The organism is Candidatus Methanoperedens nitratireducens (assembly GCF_900196725.1).
GTDB classification, from domain to species: Archaea; Halobacteriota; Methanosarcinia; order Methanosarcinales; family Methanoperedenaceae; genus Methanoperedens; species Methanoperedens nitroreducens_A.
This window is the reverse complement of sequence record NZ_FZMP01000203.1, coordinates 61198-87394: the sequence shown is the minus strand read 5'-3', so window position 1 is coordinate 87394 and position 26197 is coordinate 61198. Positions and strand designations below refer to the sequence as shown.

The 26197-nt window shown below is 46.6% G+C and carries 28 protein-coding genes; 18 read left to right on the top strand and 10 right to left on the bottom strand.

From position 1 onward, the window contains the following. Positions 1-63: 63 nt before the first annotated feature. Complete coding sequence (locus MNV_RS20305) at positions 64-186, top strand: ferredoxin (protein WP_218838040.1); 123 nt, start codon at positions 64-66, stop codon at positions 184-186. 143 nt (positions 187-329) lie between these two features. Here the strand turns inward: MNV_RS20305 and MNV_RS14500 are convergent, their stop codons facing one another. The 9 genes from MNV_RS14500 to MNV_RS14450 form a co-directional block, all read right to left on the bottom strand. Next, positions 330-1841, bottom strand: coding sequence for a sensor histidine kinase (locus MNV_RS14500; RefSeq protein ID WP_096206661.1), 1512 nt, complete (start codon positions 1839-1841; stop codon positions 330-332). An 83-nt stretch (positions 1842-1924) separates the two neighbouring features. Beyond that, the gene (locus MNV_RS14495; protein ID WP_179294007.1) at positions 1925-2230 is read right to left on the bottom strand and encodes a sensor histidine kinase; all 306 of its coding nucleotides are present in this window, start codon (positions 2228-2230) and stop codon (positions 1925-1927) included. Between the two features lie 14 nt (positions 2231-2244). Next, positions 2245-4428 carry a GAF domain-containing protein gene (locus tag MNV_RS14490; protein WP_096206659.1) on the bottom strand — a complete coding sequence of 728 codons (2184 nt, stop codon included), beginning with the start codon at positions 4426-4428 and terminating at the stop codon, positions 2245-2247. Between the two features lie 23 nt (positions 4429-4451). Beyond that, on the bottom strand, positions 4452-5432 hold the full coding sequence (locus MNV_RS14485; RefSeq protein WP_179294006.1) for an ATP-binding SpoIIE family protein phosphatase: 981 nt from the start codon (positions 5430-5432) through the stop codon (positions 4452-4454). Then, entirely contained in the window at positions 5429-5842 is a 414-nt protein-coding gene (locus MNV_RS14480; protein ID WP_218838039.1) for an anti-sigma regulatory factor, read from the bottom strand. Before MNV_RS14480 ends, MNV_RS14485 begins: the two co-directional genes overlap by 4 nt. Beyond that, positions 5843-6229 (bottom strand): STAS domain-containing protein, encoded by a 387-nt coding sequence (locus MNV_RS14475; RefSeq protein WP_096206657.1) that lies wholly within the window; start codon positions 6227-6229, stop codon positions 5843-5845. Positions 6230-6237: 8 nt separating this feature from the next. Further along, a complete protein-coding gene (locus MNV_RS20860; protein WP_257000076.1) occupies positions 6238-8655 on the bottom strand; it encodes a PAS domain S-box protein in 2418 nt (805 codons plus the stop codon). Positions 8656-8684: 29 nt separating this feature from the next. After that, positions 8685-10952: a nitric-oxide reductase large subunit gene (locus MNV_RS14455; RefSeq protein ID WP_096206656.1), complete on the bottom strand. Its 2268-nt coding sequence runs from the start codon at positions 10950-10952 to the stop codon at positions 8685-8687. 216 nt (positions 10953-11168) lie between these two features. Further along, complete coding sequence (locus tag MNV_RS14450) at positions 11169-11372, bottom strand: hypothetical protein (RefSeq protein WP_096206655.1); 204 nt, start codon at positions 11370-11372, stop codon at positions 11169-11171. 342 nt (positions 11373-11714) lie between these two features. Here MNV_RS14450 and MNV_RS20855 point away from each other — a divergent pair, with 342 nt between their 5' ends. Genes MNV_RS20855 through MNV_RS14400 form a run of 11 tightly spaced genes read left to right on the top strand, consistent with a single transcriptional unit; the run spans position 11715 to position 22136 of the window. Next, positions 11715-11843 carry a hypothetical protein gene (locus tag MNV_RS20855; protein ID WP_257000075.1) on the top strand — a complete coding sequence of 43 codons (129 nt, stop codon included), beginning with the start codon at positions 11715-11717 and terminating at the stop codon, positions 11841-11843. A gap of 32 nt (positions 11844-11875) precedes the next feature. Continuing rightward, entirely contained in the window at positions 11876-15304 is a 3429-nt protein-coding gene (locus MNV_RS14445; protein WP_096206654.1) for a molybdopterin-dependent oxidoreductase, read from the top strand. Further along, the gene (locus MNV_RS14440; protein WP_096206653.1) at positions 15301-16458 is read left to right on the top strand and encodes a 4Fe-4S dicluster domain-containing protein; all 1158 of its coding nucleotides are present in this window, start codon (positions 15301-15303) and stop codon (positions 16456-16458) included. Before MNV_RS14445 ends, MNV_RS14440 begins: the two co-directional genes overlap by 4 nt. After that, positions 16421-16987, top strand: a complete 567-nt coding sequence (locus MNV_RS14435; RefSeq protein ID WP_179294005.1) for a TorD/DmsD family molecular chaperone — start codon at positions 16421-16423, stop codon at positions 16985-16987. The genes MNV_RS14440 and MNV_RS14435 overlap by 38 nt, the downstream gene beginning before the upstream one ends. Then, a complete protein-coding gene (locus tag MNV_RS14430) occupies positions 16988-17848 on the top strand; it encodes an ethylbenzene dehydrogenase-related protein (protein ID WP_096206651.1) in 861 nt (286 codons plus the stop codon). Further along, positions 17845-18294, top strand: a complete 450-nt coding sequence (locus MNV_RS14425; protein ID WP_096206650.1) for a cupredoxin domain-containing protein — start codon at positions 17845-17847, stop codon at positions 18292-18294. The genes MNV_RS14430 and MNV_RS14425 overlap by 4 nt, the downstream gene beginning before the upstream one ends. After that, positions 18291-19694: a 4Fe-4S binding protein gene (locus MNV_RS14420; RefSeq protein ID WP_096206649.1), complete on the top strand. Its 1404-nt coding sequence runs from the start codon at positions 18291-18293 to the stop codon at positions 19692-19694. Before MNV_RS14425 ends, MNV_RS14420 begins: the two co-directional genes overlap by 4 nt. 13 nt (positions 19695-19707) lie before the next feature. Beyond that, positions 19708-20118, top strand: a complete 411-nt coding sequence (locus MNV_RS14415) for a cupredoxin domain-containing protein (protein ID WP_096206648.1) — start codon at positions 19708-19710, stop codon at positions 20116-20118. 12 nt (positions 20119-20130) lie between these two features. Next, entirely contained in the window at positions 20131-21339 is a 1209-nt protein-coding gene (locus MNV_RS14410; protein WP_096206647.1) for a multiheme c-type cytochrome, read from the top strand. Further along, complete coding sequence (locus tag MNV_RS14405) at positions 21332-21919, top strand: FmdE family protein (protein WP_096206646.1); 588 nt, start codon at positions 21332-21334, stop codon at positions 21917-21919. The genes MNV_RS14410 and MNV_RS14405 overlap by 8 nt, the downstream gene beginning before the upstream one ends. Before the next feature lie 13 nt (positions 21920-21932). Beyond that, the gene (locus tag MNV_RS14400) at positions 21933-22136 is read left to right on the top strand and encodes a twin-arginine translocase TatA/TatE family subunit (RefSeq protein ID WP_096206645.1); all 204 of its coding nucleotides are present in this window, start codon (positions 21933-21935) and stop codon (positions 22134-22136) included. Positions 22137-22164: 28 nt separating this feature from the next. On the opposite strand, the gene MNV_RS14395 is transcribed toward MNV_RS14400, so the two are convergent. Next, positions 22165-22593 (bottom strand): carboxymuconolactone decarboxylase family protein, encoded by a 429-nt coding sequence (locus tag MNV_RS14395; protein ID WP_218838038.1) that lies wholly within the window; start codon positions 22591-22593, stop codon positions 22165-22167. 103 nt (positions 22594-22696) lie between these two features. Here MNV_RS14395 and MNV_RS14390 point away from each other — a divergent pair, with 103 nt between their 5' ends. The 6 genes from MNV_RS14390 to MNV_RS14365 are packed head-to-tail and all read left to right on the top strand — an operon-like array spanning position 22697 to position 26197. After that, the gene (locus MNV_RS14390) at positions 22697-23608 is read left to right on the top strand and encodes a multiheme c-type cytochrome (RefSeq protein ID WP_179294004.1); all 912 of its coding nucleotides are present in this window, start codon (positions 22697-22699) and stop codon (positions 23606-23608) included. Between the two features lie 41 nt (positions 23609-23649). After that, the gene (locus MNV_RS14385) at positions 23650-24015 is read left to right on the top strand and encodes a Heimdall-CTERM domain-containing surface protein (protein ID WP_096206643.1); all 366 of its coding nucleotides are present in this window, start codon (positions 23650-23652) and stop codon (positions 24013-24015) included. A 19-nt stretch (positions 24016-24034) separates the two neighbouring features. Beyond that, complete coding sequence (locus MNV_RS14380; protein WP_096206642.1) at positions 24035-24283, top strand: sulfurtransferase TusA family protein; 249 nt, start codon at positions 24035-24037, stop codon at positions 24281-24283. A 1-nt stretch (position 24284) separates the two neighbouring features. Then, the gene (locus tag MNV_RS14375; RefSeq protein WP_096206641.1) at positions 24285-25208 is read left to right on the top strand and encodes a 4Fe-4S binding protein; all 924 of its coding nucleotides are present in this window, start codon (positions 24285-24287) and stop codon (positions 25206-25208) included. Between the two features lie 6 nt (positions 25209-25214). Continuing rightward, positions 25215-25478: a hypothetical protein gene (locus tag MNV_RS14370; RefSeq protein ID WP_096206640.1), complete on the top strand. Its 264-nt coding sequence runs from the start codon at positions 25215-25217 to the stop codon at positions 25476-25478. Beyond that, positions 25475-26197: an amidohydrolase family protein gene (locus tag MNV_RS14365; protein WP_096206639.1), complete on the top strand. Its 723-nt coding sequence runs from the start codon at positions 25475-25477 to the stop codon at positions 26195-26197. The genes MNV_RS14370 and MNV_RS14365 overlap by 4 nt, the downstream gene beginning before the upstream one ends.

Below are 26197 nucleotides of genomic sequence, written 5' to 3'. Positions count from 1 at the left end.
TGAGACTTATGACGGTACAACTCCAATAGAATGTACTATAAAGAGCGCAATGGAAGATGAAATATGGCAAATAAGCTAAAAGTAAATATAGATCGTGATGATTGTATCAGTTGCGGGACATGCTGGACCACCTGCCCTGAATTCTTTGAGCAAAACCCTGAAGATACTCACAGCCAGATAGTATAGGAATACAGGATCGGAGGCAAATTAGGCGGGTGAGGCGCCTGAAAGGTTAGAGGATTTAGTGAAAAGGGCGGCAAACCTGTGCCCTGTCCAAGTAATCCATGTAAGATAGGGGATAACCCTGAAAGCTCTATAGCGCAGGTTCTCTAAGCCTTTGGTATTTCTACATAGAAAATGCTCCCGCCTTCCGGATTGTCCTCTATCCATACTCTGCCACCATGCAGCTTCACAATACGCTTCACTATCGCAAGCCCTAATCCGGTGCCTTTCACCCCTTTCTTCGCCACCCTCTGAAAGCGGGTGAAGAGCTTATCCTTATCCTCTTCTTTTATGCCGTAGCCCCAGTCCTTAACATAAATCCTGTTGAGTTCATTCTCGTCTATAATGTTTATTTCGACCCTGCTTCCCTGCGGTGAATATTTTATCGCATTATCGAGAAGATTTGAAAAAACGTCCTCAATCATTGGATTCACCATTGCGTAGAATTCACTCTCCGGCAGGTATTCAAGATGTATGTTTTTCTCATCAATCTGAGGTTTGAAGTTGTCTGCAACTGTTCTGAATATCGTATTCAAATCAAGTCTTGATTTCTCTAATTTATCGGCGCTCTCAAGCTTTGCGTACATACTGGCGTTTTTGATCATTTCAATAAGTTTATCAGAGTTGCGCTTTATCATTAAGAGGGATTTATGGATATCGTCGTCTTTTGTTTTCTCAAGCAACAGTTCATCCGCCATTCTTATAACATTCAAAGGGTTCAATAAGTCGTGGCGCATAATGTCCGTAAAAAGATCTTTAAGCCGGTTCGCCTCCTCAAGCGCTGCTGCATAGTTTTTCAGCATCTCTTCAGCTCGCTTACGTTCAGTGATATCGCGGATGATGCCTGTGTAAAATCTTCTCTCTCCAGTTTTCCAGGTCGATAACGAAAGCTCTAAAGGGAATTCACTGCCATCCTTTCTCAATCCTGAAAATTCAACAGTTTTTCCGATAATGCGGGTCTCACCTGTGGCATTAACCCGCTCCAGACCCTTTCGATGAGGTTCTCTATATTTTTCAGGTATCAGGATAGTAAGCGATCTACCTGAAGCTTCTTCCTCTGTGTATCCAAAGATAGTTTGGGCACCTTTATTCCATGAGATTATATTGCCAGCGGTATCGGCAGAAATAATAGCATCGATTGCAGACTGGGTGACCGAGCGGAACTTTATTTCCGACTCTCGCAGTGCCAGAAGAGCCTTCCAGCGCTCAGTGATATCCACCAGCATACCCTCAAACCCTGCTATTTTGCCGCTGGCGTCACGGAGAGACCAGGCATTTACTGAAGCCCGTATCCTGCTGCCATCCTTACGGCAGATCTGGATCGTAAAGTCAACTACAACCCTCTGCGTTTGTATAAGGCGGATTAGCTCATCAAGATGACCCGGGTCAACACAGAGTCTCCTGAAATCATTGATCTCGCTCATCAACTCTCCGGGTGACCCATAGCCCAGCATACCGGCAAGTCTGGGGTTCACTGCCAGAAAGCTGCCATCCGGGGTAATCTGGAAAATACCTGTAATAGCATTCTCAAAAATGCTGCGATATCTCGCCTCCACTTCCCGAAGCTCTTTTTTTGTCCTCTTACGCCTGAGCCCTGGTTTCCCAAATTTAGAAGTCATCTGATATCCTTTTTATTAATTATTACTTTATTTACTTTCTGGGACTGACTGCGCCTTATTAACCATTCGTATCTGAACACAGGTTATCTGGCAGCAGGTAAGAGAAGATGGACTGTAGTTCCTTTTCCAGCCTCGCTTTCAATCCATATCTTACCTCCAAAAGCATCCACAACGGACTTTACAATATACAGACCAAGACCAGCACCACCGTACTTTCTTGATGCAGAAGCGTCAACCTGGTAAAAACGCATGAACAATTTTGGTATCAGTTCACTGGGAATACCTATGCCGTTATCAGCCACGATGAGATGAACATTTTTTCCTTCATCCCATGCTTTTATCCAGATTTTTCCATAATTAGGTGTGAATTTTATCGCATTGTCGAGCAAATTGTTAATTACTTCTATATATTTATCTCTCTCCCCACGACCCGGGATATTTCTGGTACGGCTTTCTCAAAAGAGATGTGTTTTTTATCCAGCATGCTCTTGAAATCACTGACGCATGCCCTGATTATTTCATCCAGATCTACGGGCTCAAAATGAAATTCAACTTTTCCTGCCTGCAATTTACTGATGAACAAAATGGAGTCAATCAACTGGATCAACCGGTCCGCGTTTCTTAGAACAGCTTCAAGACTCTTTTTTTGTATTTCCAAAAGGCTGCCGATTTTTTCATCATGTAATAATTCTGCGTATCCTTTTATTGAGACAAGCGGTGTCTTCAATTCATGGGAGACGTTCGATATGAACTCATCTTTCATCTGATTGAGAATCTGCAATTCATCGTAAGCTTTTTGCAATTTTTGTAAATTTTCTACAGATTCTCTGTACAACCGTGCATTCTCTACCGCGATTCCTATCACATTTCCGATCGAAAATAACAGATCAAGATCATCCTGTGTGAACGCTCGCTTTTTCTTTGTTCCGAGGGAAAGCGCTCCTACCACCTTCCCTTTTGACATCAAAGGCGTCCCGATAAATGAGACAAGTCCTTCCTCCATCACATAAGGAAGTAAAAGTGAGCTTGGGAATTGAGATACATCCATGGCTATCGCTTTTTTTGATTGTGCAGCAATTCCCGGAACCCCTTCCCCCATTTTTCTGATCATCGCTTTTTCCTTGAATTCAGGAGAGAGACCTTTAAAAGCTTCCAGGCGTAGAATATCTCCATCAAGGGAATATAATGTGCCTGCCTGGGCATCTGTGACTTCAAGTACCTTCGATAAAGCCACGTTAAATATCTCCTCCAGATTTAATGATCTGCTGACCACATTCTCAATGGTGTAAAGAGTATCAAGCATTTTATCGTGAAGTTCCAGTTCTCTAAACAACCGTGAATTCTCGATAGCGACTCCTATCTGACTTCCTATTGATGCCAGAAGGTCAAGATCATCCCGGGAAAAGGAGCGGTATCTTTTAGATGCCAGAGCTATAACCCCGCTGACCTTTTCCTTTGCAATCAGAGGAACGCTGACGCCTGAAACTATCCCCTCTTTTATCAGGAGAGCGAGCATTTCCGGGCCCGGATATTTTGTGAAGTCCAGGGTAACCGGTTTACCGGATTTCACCGCCATCCCGGACATCCCCTGTCCCACCTTTATAGTCGAGAAAACCGCGGTTAGCTCCGGGGATATGCCCCTGTGGACCTTAAGGCTCAGAGTTTCCCCGTTTTCCTCTAATAGATATACCCCCCCGATATCTGTTTCTGTTACCTCCAAGACCTTCGTGAGAGCGGATTCCAGGATTTCTTCCAGGTCCAGGGACTTGCTTATAACTCTATCGATTTCATAGAGGGCTTTGATTGTTCGATCATGGCGGGAAAGTTCCTTGAAAAGATAGGCATTATCGATGGCTGAGACTGCCTGGTAGGCAAAGGAGACGAGCAGATTGATCTCCTTTTCCTCGTAATGATGCGGGTAGGTAAAATATATCCCCAGCGCGCCCCGGATTTTGCCTTTTAAACCCAGCGGGAGCGCAATAACTGAGCGGATCTCTCTTCCATCTTTTAAGTGTACCGGATATTTTTTCTCCTTCAGGTCGTATACTAAATCCATCTTCCCGTCGGTTGTTACTTTTAACAGGAATTTTTTAATGAATTCATTTTCAGTATCCAGACCTTCGGAAGCTTTGATTATCGTTCTATCCTCTTCCAGCAACATGATGCCACATCCGTCGGCATCGATGAGGTTTTTTACAATATCCAGAATAACGGGGAGCATTCTCTGGATGTCCAGTCCTGCGTTCAGGGCTTCCCCGGCTTTGTAAAAGGCATTTCTGATCCTTTCATCTGCCTGCTGGAGCATCTCAAAATAGTTCTGGCAAACAAGCCCGAATCTGATGCTAAACTCTATAAGGAGATTGGAAGACCGGAGCACTATATCATGAACACCGGACGGCGGAGCGGATTTAAGGATTTCCTCCAGAGCCCGGGTATGGAGATTCATAATATCCTCTATACCTATTTTTGCCTCAAAACACTCTTTACCGAGCTTGTAGGCTCTGTACAGGGCTTCCTCTTCTTTGCCCTCGAACAAATATTTTCTTAATAATCCCGGATATGTGGATTTTAATTCTTCCAGATCCATTGTATCTCTTTACTTATCCTTTTTTACTTTGCCACCAGTACAGTTGCGTCATCAGTGTCTCTTGCATAGTTGTCAAATATAAACTTCGCTATCTCCTGTGGCGTCTTTGTAAGCATCTGCTGTGAAAGGTCAAATCTTCTTGAAATACCGTCTGAAAAAAGTACTATTGCCATCCCTTCTATATAGGGATATTCAATAACACGATAGTTTTCCATAGCCATTCCGAGGGTGCCGTTAAAAAAAAATGGCTCTACAGGCTCGGTGGCTCCGAAGACCCGCGTCTCAACATTTCCTATGCCCACATGCTCAAACTTCTTTAGCTTGAAATTCACCCTGCACAGCGCCATGGCAGCGCCTCTTGTATGCCTGAGTCCTGTATGGCATATGTCTATTATTTTAGCCAGAGGCTCTGTGTAATTATCCTCCAGTATTTTAAGGACGCTCAGGGCAACATCATGTGCATCTCTTCCATGACCGAGGACATCAATAACGCTGAATATCACATACGATGAGAACCGCTTTATGAAATAAGCATCGCCTGAAACATCCTCTCCTATCCTGGGTCTTGCGAATACGGAAAATTTCATCCCCTGCGAAGCGTCTTTCAGAAGCCATTTTCTTGCTACGACCGTAGTGCCTTTACCTGCCTGGGATTCTATTGAAAACTCGTCCATGAGCCTCTTTACCCCTGAAAGTCCTATGCCAAGCGTACCCGCTGTTGACCCGCCCTCTTTCATAGCCATCTCTATGTTCTTTATCCCGCGACCCTTATCCTCAGACCTGACCTCAATGCCTGTCCTGCCTTCGTCGTTTAAGGGTATCAGGATAATCTCGCCATATTTTGCCGCGTGCTTGATAAGATTTGTTGCAAGTTCTGATATGGCAGTCTCGATTTCACCTGCGCCAATTTCATCAAACCCGAGGCTGTGTGCCATTTCCCGCCCTGCCCTTCTTGCCCTTAAAACATCCGTCTCAAAGGTCACAATTATTCGTTCTTCTTTCATAACCATTTTGTAATTGTCACGGTCGTTCCCTTCCCCGGGAAAGATTTTATATCAAATTCATCCACAAGTCGCCTGGCACCTTTAAGCCCGATCCCCATGGAACCTACTGTGCTGAACCCCTCTTCCATGGCTTTTTCAATATCAGGTATACCAGGACCATTATCTTCAAAGACGACCTTTAACCCGGTTTTATCTCCTGCCTTAGCCTTAAAAACAGATACCCTGCCTTCTCTCGCATGGACTACGATGTTCCTTGCAAGCTCGGAAACTGCTGTTACGAGCCTTGTCTGGTTAAGGAGGCTGAACCCCATCTCTTGAGCCTGCAATCTGACCTTCTGCCTTGCGAGGATGACATCTTCATCTCTTACGACGGATATCTCACCGACGCTCATCTCAGCCCTATTTTCCATTTAAACTTCCTGTTCTTTTATCGAAGGTCTACCGGACTTAAGCTTCTCAAGGAGCACCATTCCATCCTCGATATTGATCGATGTATGAAGGTCCTTGATGACCATCCCGAGTTGAATAAGGGTGATGACCACTTCTTTTTTCATACCAACAAGCACAGTTTCAGCTCCAATAAGCCTCGCCATTTTTGCGGTCTCGCCAAGAAGTCTGCCTAAAAAACTATCCACAACGCTCACAGCAGATACATCAATGATCAAGCCGGTAGATTCTGTTTCTTCTATCTTTTTGAGGATGTCCTCCTGCAATCTTAAGGCTGCCCTGTCATGCAGTTCAACCTGGATAGGCACTATGATATTTTTCCCCATCTTTAAGATAGTGACTTCAGACATGTTCTCTCCTATTTTGAGACGATATCCTGGTCCGTGAGGTCAAAGGCAACTTTAAGTCCCTCTGCCAGCGCAGTCTTTGTGGTTATTCCCGAAAGGTCAATCCCGAGCTGTACTATGGTCTGGGAAATCCTTGACCGTATCCCGGTTACGATGCATTCCGCACCCATCAATTTCGCTGCCGAAACGGTGCGGATAAGATGCTTTGCCACAAGTGAATCCACTATGGGGATTCCAGAAACATCGAGTATCGCTACCTTTGCCTGGGTATGTTCTATTTCCGTAAGGAGCGTCTCCATCACAAGTTGAGCCCTTTCGCTGTCAAATACTCCGATCAAAGGAACCAGAAGGATTCTATTCCAGACCTTTACTACAGGTACTGATACCTCCATGAAAGCCTTCTGTTGTTCTTTCAACAATTCCATTGCCTTTGTGAGCTCTGCTGTCCGTTCCTGGACCCGTACTTCCAGTTCCTGGTGTGCCCTGCGCAATTGTTCTTCCGCGCGCTTGAGTTCGGTGATATCCCTGGCAGCGGCAAATACGCCCTGCACTTCCCCTGCCTCGTTCTTATAAACCGTGGCATTGTAGAGTACGTACGTAACTTCACCTGAGGTGTGGCGGATGGCAAGCGGATAATCCTTAACAAACCTTTTTGTGAATACCTCCCTGTATCCCTCTCTGGCTTTTTCAGGTTCGGTGAAATACTCCGAGAAATCGCTCCCTATGAGCTGCTCACGGGGAACCCCGGTCACGAGTTCTGTAGCTTTGTTCACATCCGTGATCTTTCCATCCGGACTGATGGTCACGAGGGGATCAAGGCTAGCTTCGATAAGACTTCGCGCATATAATGAGGTTGCACGCAGCTGCTCTTCAGCACGTTTACGCTCGGTGATGTCCCTGGCAGCAGCAAATACGCCCTGCACTTCCCCTGCCTCATTTTTATAAACCGAGGCGTTATAAAGTACTTCAGTTACTTTACCTGAGGTATGACGGATGGCAAGCGGATAATCCTTAACAAATCCTTTTGTGAATACCTCCCTGTATCCCTCTCTGGCTTTTTCAGGCTCGGTGAAGTATTCCGAGAAATCGCTCCCTATGAGCTGCTCACGAGGAACCCCGGTCACGAGTTCCGTGGCTTTATTAACATCCATAATCTTGCCTTCCGGGCTAATGGTAGCGAGCGGGTCGATACTTGCCTCTATAAGGCTGCGTGCGTATAACGAAGTTACACGCAGCTGCTCTTCCGCGCGCTTGAGTTCGGTGATATCCCTGGCTACTGCAAATACACCCTGTACCTCCCCTGCCTCGTTTTTATAAATCGAGGCGTTATAAAGTACTTCAGTTACTTTACCTGAGGTATGGCGGATGGCAAGCGGATAGTCCCTGACAAATCCTTTTGTGAATACCTCCTGATATCCCTCTCTGGCTTTTTCAGGCTCGGTGAAATACTCCGAGAAATCGCTCCCTATGAGCTGCTCACGGGGAACCCCGGTCACGAGTTCTGTGGCTTTGTTCACATCCGTGATCTTTCCATCCGGACTGATGGTCACGAGGGGATCAAGGCTAGCTTCGATAAGACTTCGCGCATATAATGAAGTTGTACGCAACTGCTCTTCAGCACGCTTACGCTCGGTGATGTCCCTGGCAGCGGCAAATACACCCTGCACTTCTCCGGCTTCGTTCTTGTAGACAGTGGCATTGTAAAGCACTTCTGTCACTTTGCCTGAGGTATGGCGGATGGCAAGCGGATAATCCCTGACAAACCCTTTCGAGAATACCTGCTGGTATCCCTCTCTGGCTTTTTCAGGCTCGGTGAAATATTCCGAGAAATCACTCCCTATGAGATGCTCGCGGGAAACGCCTGTTACGAGTTCTGTGGCTTCATTCACATCTGTTATTTTTCCGTCAGGACCTATGGTCACAAGAGGATCAAGGCTTGCCTCGATCAGGCTGCGGGCATACATCGAAGCCGTACGTAACTTCTCCTCCATCTGCTTTCGTTCAGTTATATCACGGGCGATAGTCGAGAAGCCTACAATCCTGCCCCCGGCATCCTTGATGGGAGATATTGTTATGGATACATCTATTTGCCTGCCATCTTTTCTCACGCGTGCGGACTCATAATGTTTGACCATTTCCCCCTTCTTGATCCTATCCATAATTTTTGGCACTTCGTCAACAATGTGAGGCGGGACAAGGATGGAGATATGTTTACCTATAACCTCCCCGGCGGAATAGCCGTATATTTTTTCAGCACCCCGGTTCCAGCTCACAATGATGCCGTCCAGTGTCTTGCCGATGATGGCGTCATCCGAATACTCCACGATGGATGCAAGCCGGGAACGCATCTCTTCCTCACGCTTCTCAGAGATATCGCGGTCTTCATCTTTCTTTGCTGTATTGAGTTCTTTCTTTGCGTCTGACCTCATATTAGCCTCCCTTTCTTATCACGCTCTAATTAGCTGGTTTTAAAGATAGGTTCCTCCTCTTTAATCGTAGCCTCTTTCCGCCGCATTATGGTAGTGACCATGAAATAAAGGAGAGGTAGCACCCCAAAGACTATAATGAGGGTATCAGGGATAATCCTGAAACTGCCGAGTAACTGGAACGCAGGCGAGTTGAAGAACTCTGGCGACCTTGCATACCAGACGCCTCCGGCTGCCGAGGTGGTGTAGCCGAGCTGCACCAGCCCGGCAAGGAAAAGGGTTCCGAAGGACATTATAAGGAAGCCTGCGTTCAGGGCTATGAAGGAAAGCTTGATGGGTCTATCGTCCCAGAATTCGGGCTTGACAATCCCGCGGTAGGCGATAAGAATGAGAGCGATAGCAAGCATCCCGTAAACCCCGAACAGGGCTGTGTGACCGTGATTCGTTGTGAGGTAGGTACCGTGCTCATAATAATTGGCTACGGGGGTGGTAAGGATGAAACCGAAGGCTCCGGCTCCGAGGAAGTTCCAGAGGGATGAAGCGATGATGAACCTCATAGGCCATTTGTAAGGGAATTTAACCCCTACTTTTTCAAGATGGTTCTGTTCCCGCCACGCCCTTGCCACCAGGGTTATAAGTGGAATAGGCTCTAAGGTAGAGAAGACGCCACCCACGCCCACCCAGAAGGCAGGGTCTCCGAACCAGAACAAGTGGTGTCCTGTACCAAGGATGCCTGAGATGAAAGCGAGAGTGGCGGATAGATATACAACCTTGAGCGCCCCCTCCTTTCCTGCCAGACCCAGGGAAACGGTGATCAGTGCTATTATCGCCACAGCAAAGAATTCGAATATGGATTCTACCCAGATATGAACCATCCACCACCTCCAATAATCTGCCATGGTGATGTGGATATCCCTCCTGACAAGGAATGTGAAGGCGTAGAACCCCACAATGGCGATGGCACTATAGAAGTACATGTGGGGCAGGTCCCCTCTCTCCTTTCCTTTCTGGAAGATGCCCTTGACCACCCTATAGACTATGAAGAGCCAGATAACAAGGCCCAGGAAGAGTAGAATCTGCCATAAGCGTCCAAGTTCCAAGAACTCCCATCCCTGGTGCCCGAACCAGTACCACAGGTCTCCATTCAGGAGGCCCTTTATACCAGCAGCCTCTCCCAGGAGACTGCCTGCTGCCACTATAAGAATCGCAATAAAGAGCACACTCACTAAGAGTCCCTGATGCTTAGGCTCTTTGCCTGTGAGTAGCGGGGAGAGGTAAAGGGAAGCACCGATCCATGAGACAGCAATCCAGAATACTGCCAGCTGAAGATGCCAGCTCTTTACAAGGTTGTAGGGCAAGAGATTGGCGATAAAGTCCATGCCGTAGAACGACAGGGGATTGACAGTGTAATGGCTCATCAGTCCCCCAACCAGGGTCTGTACCAGAAAGAGGGCTATCGCTACAAGGAAAAACATACCTGTCATCCTCTGGCTGGAAGTTATTGGCGCATTGGCTATAGCCACAGCCACATCGGGGTTCTGCTTACCGCCACCCCAAAATCCATAGGCATGGATGATATATACCACTACGCCCAGTGCCACGAGCATGGCAAGGAGTGAGACATACGTCCACAGGACTGACTCTGCGGGTAAGTCGTTACCCACGGAAGGGTCCCTGGGCCAGTTGGTGGTATACGTATAATCCAGTCCGGGTCTATTGGTGCCTGCAGCCCAGCCGGTCCAGAAGAAGAAATCTGCCAGATCATTCCTTTCATCACTGCTTTTTACGGTATCCGGCAGAATATTCTCCTGTTTGGAACCCCCGGAGAAAACATTCTGGTAATACTCTTTTATCTTCTGGTATGCATAGGCTTGAGCAGGAGCAAGAGTGAGGACATCCCCCCCGCCATCATAACGGTTTTCCTTGATCTCGGATATCACCCTTGTGTCTATGGCTGCCCTGGAGCCCTGGTCAAGTTGGGCGTAGGGCATTTTGTAAAGCTCTGCTGCATAGTAGTTTCGCATTTCCTGCCCCATCATATGAAGGGATTGTGCTGAGAAATCTGGACCTCTTACTGTTCCGTGGCCCCATATAGATCCCAAATCCATAAGACCATATTTTTGCCAAACCGCTTCTCCGCGCTTTATGGCTGCCCCATCTGTTAAGGTCTTATCACCTGATACAACCTTCCCCGGATAAGGGACAGTTTCACTGGAGGTGTAGTAACCACCAACCAGTAAAAATATAATAGATACAGCAAAAGCCAAAAACAAAACTATCTTATAAATCCTTGATACCATAGTATTACCTCCACTACATGTATATTCTCACAAATGTTTAAAAATTTTCTGGTTCTTAGTAAAAGTGAGAGATGTGAGCGGAAGTAAAAATTATGAGGAGCCCAAAAATTTGATCGGATTCGATAGATAGGAGTATTCATTCAGACCCCTCAAAGGCAGGCAATGTTTTTACCACTTAAATTGATTTTTCAGCATTATGCCCAAACCCATCCTGAATCAAACTGAAAATGAGCTGCTATGCCTGTGGTCACTATTCCTGAACTCCCTCCCTGCTAACCACTTGATATCAGACAAAGATATGTGATATTCTTTAGATACGTCAACCTGGGCTTTAATCAGGGCATCATGTTCGTTTATACCACTGCACATAAATGCCTTCTTCCTTTTTGATATGGCCGTAAGTACATCGAATATATCCATTTATCCTCCTTCACAGGTTGTAACATATTTTTGCCTTCATATAATTTTTCCAGCATTATGCCCGGATTTATCCAGTATTCTCCTCTCAAGACTTGTTTTACGTCTAAACATATGAAAGAATTTGAGCCTTCGCTGCATAATTTTATATTTGGATCTTATAAAAGTTATCGGGTATATGCCAATATTTAATTTTACCTATCAAAAATAGTCTGTTTTACAGTTTTGAATATTATTTATAGTAAATGAATTTATAAGTTATTATTACAATATCAAACCACATACGCAATATACTGTTTGCAGTGTAACAAAGTTTGTAGTAATGATTTGATAGGAGATAAATTAATGCCGAAAATAAAACGAGACTTTACGGAACTGAATACCTGCGCTATCTTTGACGGGTTTTTTATCAAGAGACCGATCGCAGAAGGAAAAAGCATTGTGAATGATTTTGAGCCTGGGTGCTTACCATGAGTTCCGAAATAGACACTTGCCGCAGTACTCCTATGGATCAGGAAAAGGTTACGCGAAGAGGTTTTGTAAAAACATCCCTGGCTGCCATTGCCGCTCTCAGCCTGAGCAGACCTGTACTTGCCTCTTTAAAGTTCATCCCTGAGATCGATAATCCCCTGGATTTTTATCCTGCCAGGGACTGGGAGAAGATATACCGTGACCAGTTTAAGTACGATTATACTTCTCACTTTTTATGCGCTCCGAACGATACCCATAACTGCCTTCTGAGAGGATATGTAAAAAATGATATCATTACCAGGATCGGTCCAAGCTACGGCTATGGAAAAGCCAGGGACATATACGGGAACCAGGCATCGCACCGCTGGGACCCTCGCCTGTGCCAGAAAGGGCTGGTGATGGTACGGAAGATATACGGACCGCGAAGGGTGAAGTACCCGATGGTCAGGGAAGGCTTCAAAAAGTGGGTCGATGACGGGTTCCCAAGAGACGGGAATGGGAAAATGCCGGAGAAATACCAGAACCGCGGGAAAGAGCCTTTCCTCAGGGTGACATTCGAGGAGGCAAGTGAAATAGTTGCAAAATCGATGAAAGATATCGCGACCGCTTATTCGGGGAAGGCTGGAGCGGAACTTCTCAAAAAACAGGGCTACGATGATTCGATGATCGAAGCCGTGCAGGGCGCCGGGACACAAACCTTAAAGTTGCGCGGTGGAATGGCGTTCCTTGGAGCAACAAGGCTCTTCGGGTTATACAGGTTCGCGAATTCTTTAGCTCTCTTAGATGACAATATCCGGAAAGTAGGTAAGGAGAAAGCTCTCGGCGGACGGGGTTTTGATAGTTATTCATGGCATACTGACCTGCCGCCCGGGCATACGATGACTGCGGGCCATCAGACAATTGATTTTGATCTTTCAACTGTGGAAAATGCAAATCTGGTCATCTGCTGGGGAATGAACTGGATCTCAACAAAAATGCCCGATGGTCACTGGTTGACAGAGGCTCGCCTTAAAGGTACGAATGTGGTCACAGTGGCATGCGAATACCAGTCAACATCAAATAAAGCTGACAACGTGATTATGATTCGACCCGGGAGCGACGGCGCATTTGCTCTTGGGCTTGCCAATATCATAATACAGGAGAAACTCTACGATGTAGATTTCGTGAAAGGGCATACCGACCTGCCATTGCTGGTCCGAATGGATACGCTCAAACTTCTAAAGCCACAGGACATAATCAAAGATTACAAACCGCGTGAGCTGAAAGACACACTGGTGCTGAAACCGGGCGAGGAAGCGCTCCCCAACACAGAGCAGGACCGCCAGATAGCAAAAGAAAAACTGCGGAATGAGTGGGGCGATTTCCTTGCCTGGGATTCAGATACGAACCAGGTGGAGGTTGTTACCAGAGATGATGCAGCCTCAGCTAAAAATTTTACTCTTGAAGGTGAATTCGAAGTAAGCACAACAGATGGTAAAAAAGTAAAAGTACGACCAGTGTTCGACCTGATGAAAGAACACGCATCACATTTTACACCCCAGGTTGTCAGTGATATTTGCCGCGTGGATGAGGACGCAGTTGCCTGGCTTGCCCGTGAAATAGCCAGGAATAAATCAAAAACATTAGTCCCGGTAGGAATGGGTCCGAACCATTTCTATCAGGGGGATCTCAGCGCCCGGGCAATTTTCCTGGTCTGCGCGCTGACAAGAAATATAGGGTTCCACGGAGGGAACATAGGGAGCTTTTCAGGCAATTATCGCGGTGCCTATTTCAACGGGCTCCCGTATTATATCGCCGAGGATCCTTTTGACATCGAACTGGACCCGGCAAAGACCCCGCGGCATAAAGACTTCTATAAGTATGAATCTGCTCACTACTACAACTACGGCGAGCGCCCGCTAAGGGTAGGTAACAAGCTCTTCACGGGTAAAAGCCATATCCCAACCCCTACCAAGTTCTTCTGGTTTAACAACGGGAACTCAATTCTCGGGAATCTTAAGTGGCATCACGATTTTGTGATGAACACGCTACCGAAGATCGAATGCATGGTCGTGAACGACTGGTGGTGGACGGCATCGTGCGAATATGCCGATGTTGTTTTTGCCGTAGATTCATGGGCAGAGTTGAAATTCCCGGATATGACGGCGGCAGTTACCAATCCTTTCCTGTCGATATACCCGAGGACACCGATTAAAAGGGTACACGATACGCTTGGCGACATAGAGGTCCTGGCAGAAGTGGGAAAGGCGCTGGCTAAAATCACCGGGGATACCCGCTTCACTGACTACTGGAAATTCATCCATGATGGAAAGGTCGAGGTGTATCTCCAGCGGATCATTGACCATTCCTCTACATTGAAGGGCTACAGGATAGAGGAACTCGAAGCCAATGCTAAGGAGGGTATCCCTGCACTTGTTATGCTGCGTACATATCCAAAGACCATGGGATGGGAGCAGTCCAACGATAAAAGACCGCATTACACGAAATCCGGACGGCTGGAATTCTACCGGGATGAGGATGAATTCATAGAGCATGGTGAGAATATCCCGGTTTACCGCGAGCCAATAGACTCGACTTTCTATGAGCCGAACGTGATAGTCTGCGGTGCGACCGATCTTATCCGCCCGAAGGGACCTGAGGAATACGGGCTTTCACGGGACGACCTCTCCTGCGAGGTCCGGCAGGTCAGGAACGTGGTGATACAGCCTGCAAACGTGACAAAAACCACTCATCCGAGGCGCAAGGACGGTTTCTCCCTGATATACATCACCCCCAAATACAGGCATGGGGCACATACTACGCCTGTAGATATCGACCTCATGTCATTATGGTTCGGTCCTTTCGGGGATGTCCACCGCAGGGACAAAAGAATGCCCTGGGTGGGGGAAGGGTATATCGATCTCAATCCCGAAGATGCAAAAGAACTGGGGATAGAGGATGGCGATTATGTTTACATCGATGCCGACCCGGAAGACAGACCTTTCCGCGGCTGGCAGAACAAGCCTGAAGATTACAGGGTACACCGGGCAATGATGCGAGCCCGCTATTATATGGGGATCCCCAGAGGCATTGCGCGTTCATGGCACAATATGTATGTGGCTACCTATGGTTCTGTGAAAGGTCATGAAACAAATCCCGATAAGCTTGCAAGGAACCCGGACACAGGGTACCAGGCGATGTTCAGGTACGGTTCCCATCAATCTGCCACAAGGGCGTGGCTGAAACCGACTTTAATGACGGATTCGCTTGCGCGCAAGAACTATTTCGGGCAGGAAATGGGGAAAGGGTTTGCAGCAGATGTTTACTGTGTAGTCGGGGCGCCCAAGGAATCTTTCGTAAAAGCCACTAAAGCTGAACAGGGCGGTGTAGAGCATGCACTCTGGAGACCTGCTCAACTCGGGTTCCGTCCGGGCTACGAAAGTGAAACTATGAAAAAATTCATACAGGGAGGATTTTCATTATGACCGTCAACTCAAAATTCTCTAAAGTATATAACTGGCAACTGAAGCGGGAAATGGATTATAAATACCAGGATATACGTCCAGATAAACAGGTTGCCTGGGTCTTTGATACAAATAAATGCATCGCATGCCAGACGTGCACAATGGCATGCAAGAATGCCTGGACGGCAGGAAAAGGGCAGGAATTCATGTTCTGGAATAACGTTGAATCCAAACCATGGGGCTTTTATCCGCTCGGCTGGGATGCCAGGCTTTTAGAGAAACTCGGTCCCCAGACATGGGACGGCGAAAAGTACACAGGTAAAACCATCTTTGAAGCCGCACCGTATGGAGAGGAAATGCTGGGCTACCACCCGGATGAAGAGGATTATTCACATCCGAATTTAGGTGAAGATGAAGTCAACCAGCAGGTTAAAGAGAAGGATTATATCACCATTCCTCACCAGCCGTGGATGTTCTATTTGCAGAGAATATGCAACCACTGCACATATCCTGCGTGCCTGGGAGCCTGTCCAAGAAAAGCGATATACAAGAGAAAAGAAGACGGAATCGTTCTTATTGACCAGGAGAGATGCCGCGGATACCAGGAATGTGTGCGTGCCTGCCCTTATAAGAAGCCAATGTTCAGGGCATACACCGGTAAATCAGAAAAATGCATCTCCTGTTTTCCGGCAGTTGAGCAGGGCAAGCAAACCCAGTGTGTCCAGAACTGCATTGGAAAAATAAGGTTATTCGGCTACAAAAGCAACTGGAAAACACCTGTTGAAGATAATCCGATCGATTACCTGGTACATATTAAAAAGATCGCTTTACCGCTTTATCCGCAGTTCGGCACAGAGCCAAATGTTTATTACATACCCCCTATACATGTTCCTGAGGGCTTTAACAGGCAGTTGTTCGGTCCTGGAGCCAAAAACGCTGTCGAGCAATACAAAAAAGCCTATGAAGATCTGAAATTGGTCGGTCTTTTAATGCTTTTCGGGTCTACAGATGATATAATCAATTCATTCAGAGTTGAAGGTGATATCAATAAAGGCTACTGTATGGGGTATAATGGCAGCGGTAAGGAACTTGTCAGGGTCCCGTTAAAAGAGCCTATCATTATCAGGGAGGGATATGATGAAGAGCGCAACGTCTACAGATACAATGTCACCTGATAAGGAGCGGATGGACATGTACAGGAGTTTTTCTACAGCGTTCTCTTATCCGGATGAAAAGCTGTCGGAATCATTCTCTTTATCTTTTGAAGAGAGAAGAGAATTGGCGATAGAATATGACAGGCTTTTCAGGGCGAATAACGTCTGGCTTTACGGGGCAGAGTACGTAGCAGCGAATGAGTTCCAGAGAGTACAGCATCTATCGGATATAATGGGTTTTTACCATGCATTCGGGCTGGAGCCTGATAAAGATAGACCGGATTCCCTGCATATCGAGCTTGAATTTATGCACTATCTAATCTTCAAGGAGATCCACGCGCTTCTAAGAGAGGATGCCGATTCGATAGAGAATGCCTCTGTCTGCCGTGATGCCCAGAAAAAATTCTTTAACGAGCACATGCACACAGCAGCAAAAAATATAGCCGAGGCTGTTATTTCCCACACAAACAATCATTTTTATTCAAAAACCGCAAAGGATTTGCTTGGGTTTTTAGAAACCGAGGCGAAGTTTTTCGGGAGGAATGCTTAAATGAAAAAAAATAATGCTTTTATAATTTTTGCTATTGCACTGTTCCTGGCGGCGCTGGCTTATGGATTCGGAACCTCAAGAGGAGTCACAGCAGCAGATAATATGCAAATGCAAATGCAAACCGTTTTAGAGGTGCCTTTCATTGATAAAGATATAGATTTCGCAGAGGGTATCTCTAAGGATGTATGGGACTCGCTCCCTCTGAAAGAAGTAGAGATGGAATATCAGGTCATGGTATTGCCGTGGGGAAAGAGCCTGATATCCCCTGTTACTGTAAAAGCGTTCCATAATGGAAGGGAGATATACTTCTATATGGGCTGGAAGGACGATACTGAGAACAGGGATCCTGGGACTAACAGGTTCTCTGATGCCAGTGCGATCATGTTCCCTATGGGGGATAATGTTCAGAACTCATCAATCATGCTGGGCTTTATGAGTGGAGCAAATATCTGGCAGTGGAAGGCAAGCCAGGATAAAGAGTACTGGCTGAAAGAGACACCAGAATCCGGGGCTTATTCAGATTTCTATTATCCTTTTGAGGAGAACGAAACCCTCGCTGTCTCAAAAGTCGTGCCAAGATCAGCAGTAAATGATGTGTTCGCGATAAGGGTGGGCACGCTTACGCCCAAAGAATCACAGAACGTGGAGGGTAAAGGCTTGTGGGATAATGGAACATGGCATGTGGTATTCAAACGCTCCCTGAAACAGGCTGACCCTGAGGTTGATGCCGCATTTAATTCTGCTGAAAGACTTATTGCCTTTGCTGTCTGGAACGGCGCAAACGGTGACAGGGGCAGCAGAAAATCCATCTCCCATGACTGGACTACACTTAAGATAAGTCCTAGGGGGGTGGCAAAATGAAGAAGGATAAGCTGCTCGTGGGCATAATTGTATTTATTATGCTGGCCAGCCTTCCGCTCATACTCGTTAAGCCAGAGGAACCCAGGGAGCATGTGATAACAGTAGAGGCTAAGCAGTTCACCTACACCCCTAACATAATCGAGGTGAATAAAGGAGACAGGGTTACTATCAGGTTCATCAGCACTGACGTGCACCATGGGCTTTACATCGACGGGTACGAGCTTGAGACCAACGCTCGTCCGGGGCAGGACGGCAGTATCACCTTCACGGCAAACGAGACAGGTAAATTCACAATGCGGTGCTCTGTCACATGCGGTGCTTTCCATCCTTACATGACTGGCTATCTCAGGGTCAAACCTGATTATCGCCTGTTCGGTTCGATCTGGCTTGCTATCGGCATACTCATCGGTTCGATCGTTCTTGTATCCAGGAGGAAGAAACCATGAGCGACAAGATACTGGGGATATTCCCTGTGGACTGGAGGTTTGACCTGACCTCACTTCCCTATGTGCGCAGGATGCTGAAGAGCAGATGGATGCCATTCCTCCCCATCGTGATAAACCTGTTCGTCTTCACAATAATACTTATGGCGGGCTTCACCGGTGGATTAGCTACCGGCAACTACAATTTCGGGATAATGTTCGTCTGGATAGTCTGGTGGGTACTGCTAATGATGTTCTTTGTGCCTGTCCTGTCCAGGGTATGGTGTATGGTCTGTCCGCTTCCTGCGTTTGGGGAATGGATGCAAAGGGGAAGTTTTTTGGGCGTGAGAAAGAAACTCTTCGGGCTCAACAGGAAATGGCCCAAACCGCTCAAGAATATGTGGCTTATGAACTTCCTGTTCCTTGCAACTACATACACCACCGGATTCATAACCACCCGACCCATTGCCACCTTCATACTGTTGATGTCTATAATCGTAGGCTCAATAATCCTCTGCATGGTTTTTGAGAGAAGGAACTTCTGCGTATATGGCTGCCCTGTGAGTGGTTTCCAGGGTCTATACTCAAACCTTGCAATGACAGAGATACGCGCAAAGAACCCTGAAATATGCAAGAACCACAAACTCAGGGAATGTGTGATCGGGAATGAGAGAGGTTATGCCTGTCCATGGATGCAGATGCCATTTTCCATGAAAAGGAATACTTACTGCGGCATGTGCCTTGAATGTTTCAAGACCTGCTCTTATGATAACATGGCACTAAACCTGCGTCCCCCGGGCACCGACCTTCTCGTGGATGAGAAGAGGGGACTTGATGAGGCATGGAAGGCTTTCATTATGCTGGGTATATCCATATTCTTCTTCCTGATCATGCAGGGTCCTTTCGGATTCCTTAAGGACTGGGCGAACGGAAAGACTTTAGAAGGCTACCTCACGTTCGTAGGAGTGCATTCGGCCTTCAATTTACTGCTGCTTCCCGGAATGTTCCTTGCCTTTGCATACGCCTCCAGGAGTCTTGGAAGCAAAGAGGTGGCGCTTAAGAAGGTATTTACAAACTTCTCTTATACGCTCGTACCTCTGGGGCTCATGGCATGGGTAGCATTCAGTTTTGGCATACTCTTCCCCAACAGCAGCTATGTGCTCCATGTGATCTCTGACCCCTTCGCATGGGGTTGGGATCTCTTCGGGACGGCAGGTATCCCGTGGATGCCATTTTTTACGGGGATAATGCCCTACTTCCAGATAGGGGCTTTGCTGCTCGGTCTTGCGCTGTCACTTGATATTGGTGTCAAGATATCCAGGCAGACCTATGCGGACAGGGATAGCGCTGTCATGGGTTATTACCCGATCGCAGTGTTCCTGACTGCAATGACCGTTTTCTTGATATGGCTTTATACAGGATGATAAAGGTGAAATAATGCAGAAAAAACATATTACAGAAATCATAGCAGGATTGCTCGTCCTTCTCGCGACAGCCGGCACCATTGTGGGAGCGCTTGTTTATGAAGATAATCTCTATGCAGGGCGTAAGGTCATCGAGCTTCAGGCGCGCGCCCCGGAAAGAGGCAACTGGAGCATGCAGGAGATACATCTGATTAAGGGAGAGCCTGTAACGCTCAAGATAAGGAATGTGGACACAGTAAGCCATGGGTTCGCCATACCAGAACTTGGCATAAGCCTGAGCGGTGCCGGTGAGATTAAACCGGGCAACGTGGCGACCATAGAGTTTATACCTGATACGACAGGCAGTTTCATGTTCACCTGTACAACGTGGTGCAGCACCCGGCATATGCAGATGACGGGGAAAATCATAGTGTCTGAAAAATAAAGGAGGGAAAATATGAGTGTAAAAATGATAATTGGAGCAGTAGTCGGAATTATAGCAATAGGGTTAATCTCAGGGGCGCAGGCTGTTGAAGAATTCCAGATCAGTTACTCCTGCACCGATTGTCACCCTGACAGGTACGAAGAGTGGGGGCGGTCCATACATGCGCTCGCTGTGAGCGATCCTGTATTCGAGGCTGCTTATATGAGGGCACTCAAGTCCGACCCAAAATACAGGGAATACTGCCTTGGCTGTCATTCTCCAATAACAAAAGTAACAAAGGACTTCAATCTGACAAAATCAATATCTGTTGAAGGTGTTACCTGCAGCTTCTGTCACAGTGTAACCGGGGTTGAGGGTAACGATTATGCCTTAAATACAGGGAATTTGATGGTCGGTCCATACACGGACTCAATGACCGATGCGCACACCTCAATATACTCCCAGATGCTCACAACATCAGAATTCTGCTCAGGGTGCCATGAGTTATCGATTAATGGTGTGCCCGTCTTTGAGACGTATTCTGAGTGGAAGGAAGGTCCTTACTCCGCAGAAGGCAAGCAATGCCAGGATTGCCACATGGAGGCAAAACGTGGTGTTGCAGCAAAGAACGGAACCCTGCGGGAGAAGGTTTACCAGCACTTCTGGTATGGAAGCCACTCAGGGCAATTTCTGGCAAAGGCTTTCCGGATAGAGTCTAATATCCAGCAGACAGGTAGCAGGGTTAAAGTTACGCTTAACATTACGAACAACAACGTCGGGCATAAAATCCCGAGCGGTATTCCCTCGCGAAAGGTCATTCTGGATTTTAAGGCAACAGATGAAAATGGAAAGAGTTTATTCAGCGCTCAGAAGGTTTACACAAAGACATTAGTTGACCAGTACGGTGACGAAGTATATGATTTCTGGAAGGCAGCTTCCGTAGCCAGCGACAATAGAATCAAACCGAGGGAAAACAGAATTGAAGTGTTTGAGTTCGAAATCCAGGACGGCATCAATAAATTGGAGACCCATGCAACGCTCACTTACCAGAATGAAGCTGAAATAATCACCAGGTCAGTGGAATCAATGAGCGCTGAGATTGCGAGTAATGGTACGACAACATGGTTCAACCAGACAGCAGCCCCCGGAAATACAGCTCCCAAAGAATCGCCCGCACTAGGAGGGATTGGCTCTGTTGTTGCCCTGATAGCTATATATCTTGTAAGGAAGAAAAATGGATGATAAAGCAATCGATACTGCAGTTGCACTGCACGGACACATGGCACCAGGCATAGCTCTGGGTCTTCGGATGAGCGAATTTGCACTTTTACGATTGAATGTAAAAAAAGGTGATAAGCATCTCATCGGGATATCTGAGACCGCAAGGTGTCTTGCCGATGCCATGCAGGTGGCAACAGGCTGCACCCTTGGTCACGGGAATGCTGTTGTAGAGGACTATGGCAAGCTTGCAATTACTATTGCAGATGCAAGAGATGGCAGAGGAATAAGGGTTTCATTAAGGGAAACTGCATCCGGCATATCTCCTCTGATGGAAATATGGATGATGCGCCGTGGAAAGCTAACAAAAGACGAGGAGAACACTCTGGCACATCTGCTATTGAGGGCGGATGAATCTTACTTCGATATTAAATTGGTTAAGGTTCGAATGGAACAGAAGTTCGAGAAATCACCAATAATGCGGTGCGAGGGTTGTAATGACCTTATACCGGAGAGCCTCTCATTAAGAAAGGGCGAGAGGCTATATTGCAAACCGTGCGCCGATGAAGGTTACTATACAATGTTTGCTGAAATCAAAACATAGGAGGTGAAAACGAATGATCGGATCACAGGAACTGCTATTGATAATCCTTGTGGTTGTTCTGCTCTTTGGAGCCAGTAAGCTCCCCGAATTTGCAAGGTCTTTTGGAAAAGCATCAGGTGAGTACAAAAAGGCTCGGGTTGAGACTGAAAATGAGGTACGCAATCTGGAAGCATATCTCCATGAAAGCGATAAAATTAAAGCTGATAGAAAGAGTTGAGCACAGAGAACTTTGAAGCCTGTTATGTTCAAATCTCTTCTTTATCTAATCTTTCAAGTAGCTCCCTGACCCAGCTATAGGTCATTATCATTTTCGGGAAGCCTACAGTGTTTAATGTGAGCAGTATGGTGTGGTATATTTCATCTGCTGTTGCCCCGGCTTCATATGCCTGTGTTGCGTGCGAGCGCACTGCACCGTGCAACTGGGCGGACGCAGCCATCCCTAATTGTATCAGATGGCAGGTCTTTTTATCAAGCGGTCCTGCACTATGCACCAGTTCGCCTGTTTTTTCGTGTGCCTCCCAGACCTCAGGGTATTCCTGAATAAATGATGTGAGCTCTTCTGAAAATTTCTTAATTCTTAATCCTCCTTTGATTATTGTTTTAAATCCTTGATGTATTAAAGATTTCGACTTCCAGATATCAAACTCATATTGCTTATAATAAGATATAGCCAATTTCTATTTTTTAATTATAGTTCATAATGGTTAGATATATGCATTGAAAATATCAACATAGCTATTGGAAATACTTAAAAAGTAAAAAGGTAGGATGGTAAAAATGAGAAACAGACTGATCGGGTTGGCTGTAGTAACCCTTATATTGACAGGAATTTCGGCAATAGCAGATGCGCAGAAGAATGAGATAAAGGACAATGCCTGCATTGGCTGTCACTCATCAGTAGGTGCTACAAAAGGTATAATCAATGACTGGAGCCAGAGCAAGCATGCTGCAAATAATGTGACATGCGATAAATGCCATACAGCAGACGCGGGGGATAAGGATTCGTTCAGCCATAATGGTTTTCTAATCACCAGGACCGTATCGCCCAGGGACTGCAGCAAATGCCATCCCAGCCAGGTATCCCAGTTCAGCGCCGGGAAGCACAGCATAGGATGGAAAAAAATGGAGGACGCTGCACGGTACAAGGCTATTCCAAATGACAAGATGAGGGCGAGCATGTGCGAGGGCTGCCACAGTGTGGGAAAAGTGCACGCAGACGGCTCGGCTGGAAAATGTGATTCCTGCCATACAAGGCACGTGTTCAGCAAGGTTGAGGCACGCCAGCCCGAAGCATGTGAGACCTGCCACATGGGACTTGACCATGAGCAGATAGAATATTACAGGACTTCAAAGCACGGGGTGATATCTGATATCGATAGGAATACTACGCGTGTACCTACCTGTGTTACCTGCCATGCGGATGGCGGAACGCATGATGTGAGCCAGGGAATCACGCTGGGCACCGTGTCTCAGGGTGCTTTTATAAGCAACAATAATAGCGGTGATACTTCTGTCACTGACCAGTACGGGATAGTGCAGAGGTCAATAACCCGGGAAGATTTCAATGCCGGAAGAGCCAGGATGCTATCGATCTGTTCGCGCTGCCATTCCACTTCCTTCGCAAGTGATGTCCTTGCCCGGGCGGATGAGATAAAAATGCAATCGGATGCGAAGCTGGTGAGGCAATAAAGATTATTAAGGATCTGGAAAGGGATGGGCTGCTTGACCCCATGCCTGAGAACAGACCTCCAAATCCTGTAACAGGAAACAAACTCCCTCTTACAGGGCAGCAGACCTACTCCAACACCTCCAGAATTGAGGCTGAATTCTTTGAATTGTACAAATACGCCCTCGTACATGCATGGAAAGGCGCATACCACATGAACCCGGATTATGCCCACTGGTACGGCTGGGCGCAACTCAACCTCCAGCTTGAAAAGATTAAGGGAGAGAACGCTACTCTGCGCAGGTTAGCGGCGCTTGAGAATGCGGAGAAGACAGGTGAAGCAAAGGCAACGCCGGGATTTGAGGGAATTGCAGCGTTCGCGGCGCTGATAGTACTGGCGTCGCTGGTATTGCTTAGAAAAAGACGATGAGAAATAAAAAGGCGAATACATGATAGAAGATAAAATTTCCGGCAGATTGGATCTTAGAGGAGTAATGTGTCCTATTAACCTGGTCCAGATCAAGCTAAAAATGAAAGAGATTGAAAATGATAGCATTTTAGAAATAGTTCTTGATAATGGAGAACCGATGCAAAATGTGCCGCGATCGATAAAAGAAGAAGGTCACAGGATAGTTGAAGTTGAAAAACTTCCCGAAGGCTGCTATAAACTCCTGGTAAGAAAAGGCGCTGGTGTCTGAGATGGTAGATTTTAACACCCTAAAATCCGGCGGTCTGATTAAGCAGCGCCAGAAGGATTTGTTCACGGTCAGACTTCGCTGTCCTGGCGGGAGAGTCCCGCTCTCAAAGCTTGAGAAAATCTTAGAAGTGGCAAAGAAATACGCCGGGGACTATGTACACCTTTCAGTAAGGCAGTCTATAGAACTGCCGTACGTAAATTTTCACGATTTTAAAAAACTGAATGAAGAACTGCTGGAATCAGACCAGAAAATAGCATCATGCGGCAGGCGGATAAGGGTGCCTACAGCATGCTCCGGCTGCGAGTATAACCCGAACGGCATTATGGATACGCAAAAAATGGCGGAACTCGTAAATGAGAAGTTCTTTGCCCACCCAATGCCCCACAAATTTAAGATTTCATTCTCCGGATGCCCCATAGACTGTGCCCGTACTTCTGAAAATGATCTTGGCTTCCAGGGTGCAGTCAAACCAAAGTGGGTTGATGAGCTATGCATCGGATGCCGCATATGTGCCAGTGCCTGCAAGGAAGGAGCGATAGAGAGCAGTCCGGATAACGGAAAACCCATTTTTCACCCTCAAAAGTGTCTCTATTGCGGAGATTGCATCCGCTCCTGCCCGACCGATTCATGGCAGGAGGAGAGAAAAGGCTGGATAATCCGCGTCGGAGGGAAGCATGGAAGACATCCCGTTTTAGGTCACAAAATCGCTGAGTTCGTGAGCGATGAAGATATACCGGAATTCATTGAAACCATCATAAAATGGTATGAAAAAGCCGGAAAAGAATGCGGGAATATGCGTATCGGAGACGTTCTCGGAATACCGGAACAATGGGCTGATTTCATAAGCGATTTAAGGATTAAATTCGACGGGAAACTGCTCCCGAATCCAAAGCCGCCAAATAAAAATGAGATACACTTTGAGTGAAGGATCATGTACAGGGCCAGAGCGTATAAAAATCAGGATAGATTCATCCTGCACCTATTTAGCGAAGGAGGAGAATGGGAGGCAGATAAGTTAACGGTGTTATCAAACCTGATGGAACGGTACCGCATACCTTTTTTACACATACCGGTTGGAAAAGCATTATTTGAAGTAAAAAATATCCCGTCTGATGATATGCATTCGATTCTTCTTGAATTGGAGAGATATGGTTTTACTGTAAGTTCTGCGCGACAGCACAGAGGCGAGAAATGATAATAGATGCGCATAACCATGCAGGTGGACCGGATAGAGGCGATGGAAAAATGCAATCTCCCGGTGAGATCGTTGCTGAAATGGACCGGCTTGGGATAGATCGGGCAGTTATATTCCCTTTCAATGAGGTACAGCCTGGCGTGTCCTTTTCTTTAGCGAACAACAGGATTGCAGATGCTATCAGGGAATATCCCGACAGGCTGGTAGGCTTTGCACGGCTTGACCCTAATTATGGTGAAAATGCTATTGAAGAGTTAAGACGGGATATCAGGATCGGACTTGCTGGCTTAAAGCTGCATCCCTCAAGCCAGAGCTTTTCTCTCAGGGATGGGTACCTGAGAGAGATAATCAAAGAGGCTGCAAAATACAATGTTCCCATCATCTTTGACTCAGGTAAAAAAGAATCGCCTCCTGACCAGTTCGGAGAACTGGCAGAATTATTTCCTGAAGCCAGGCTCATTATGGCGCACATGTACGGAAATTTTCTTGAAGTTGCAAAGAAGCATCAGAACATATATCTCCAGACGACCGGCATGTTCAAGCTGGAAGTAGTCCGGGGGGCTGTGGAGACCCTGGGCGCAGAAAGGATCATAATAGGGTCGGATTCCCCGTATATCAGTATGGAGCGGGAGATTGGAAAAATAAGGTCGCTTAATATATCCCCGGAAGAAAAGGAGCTTATCATGGGTGAGAACATGAGAGCGCTATTACGGTTGTGA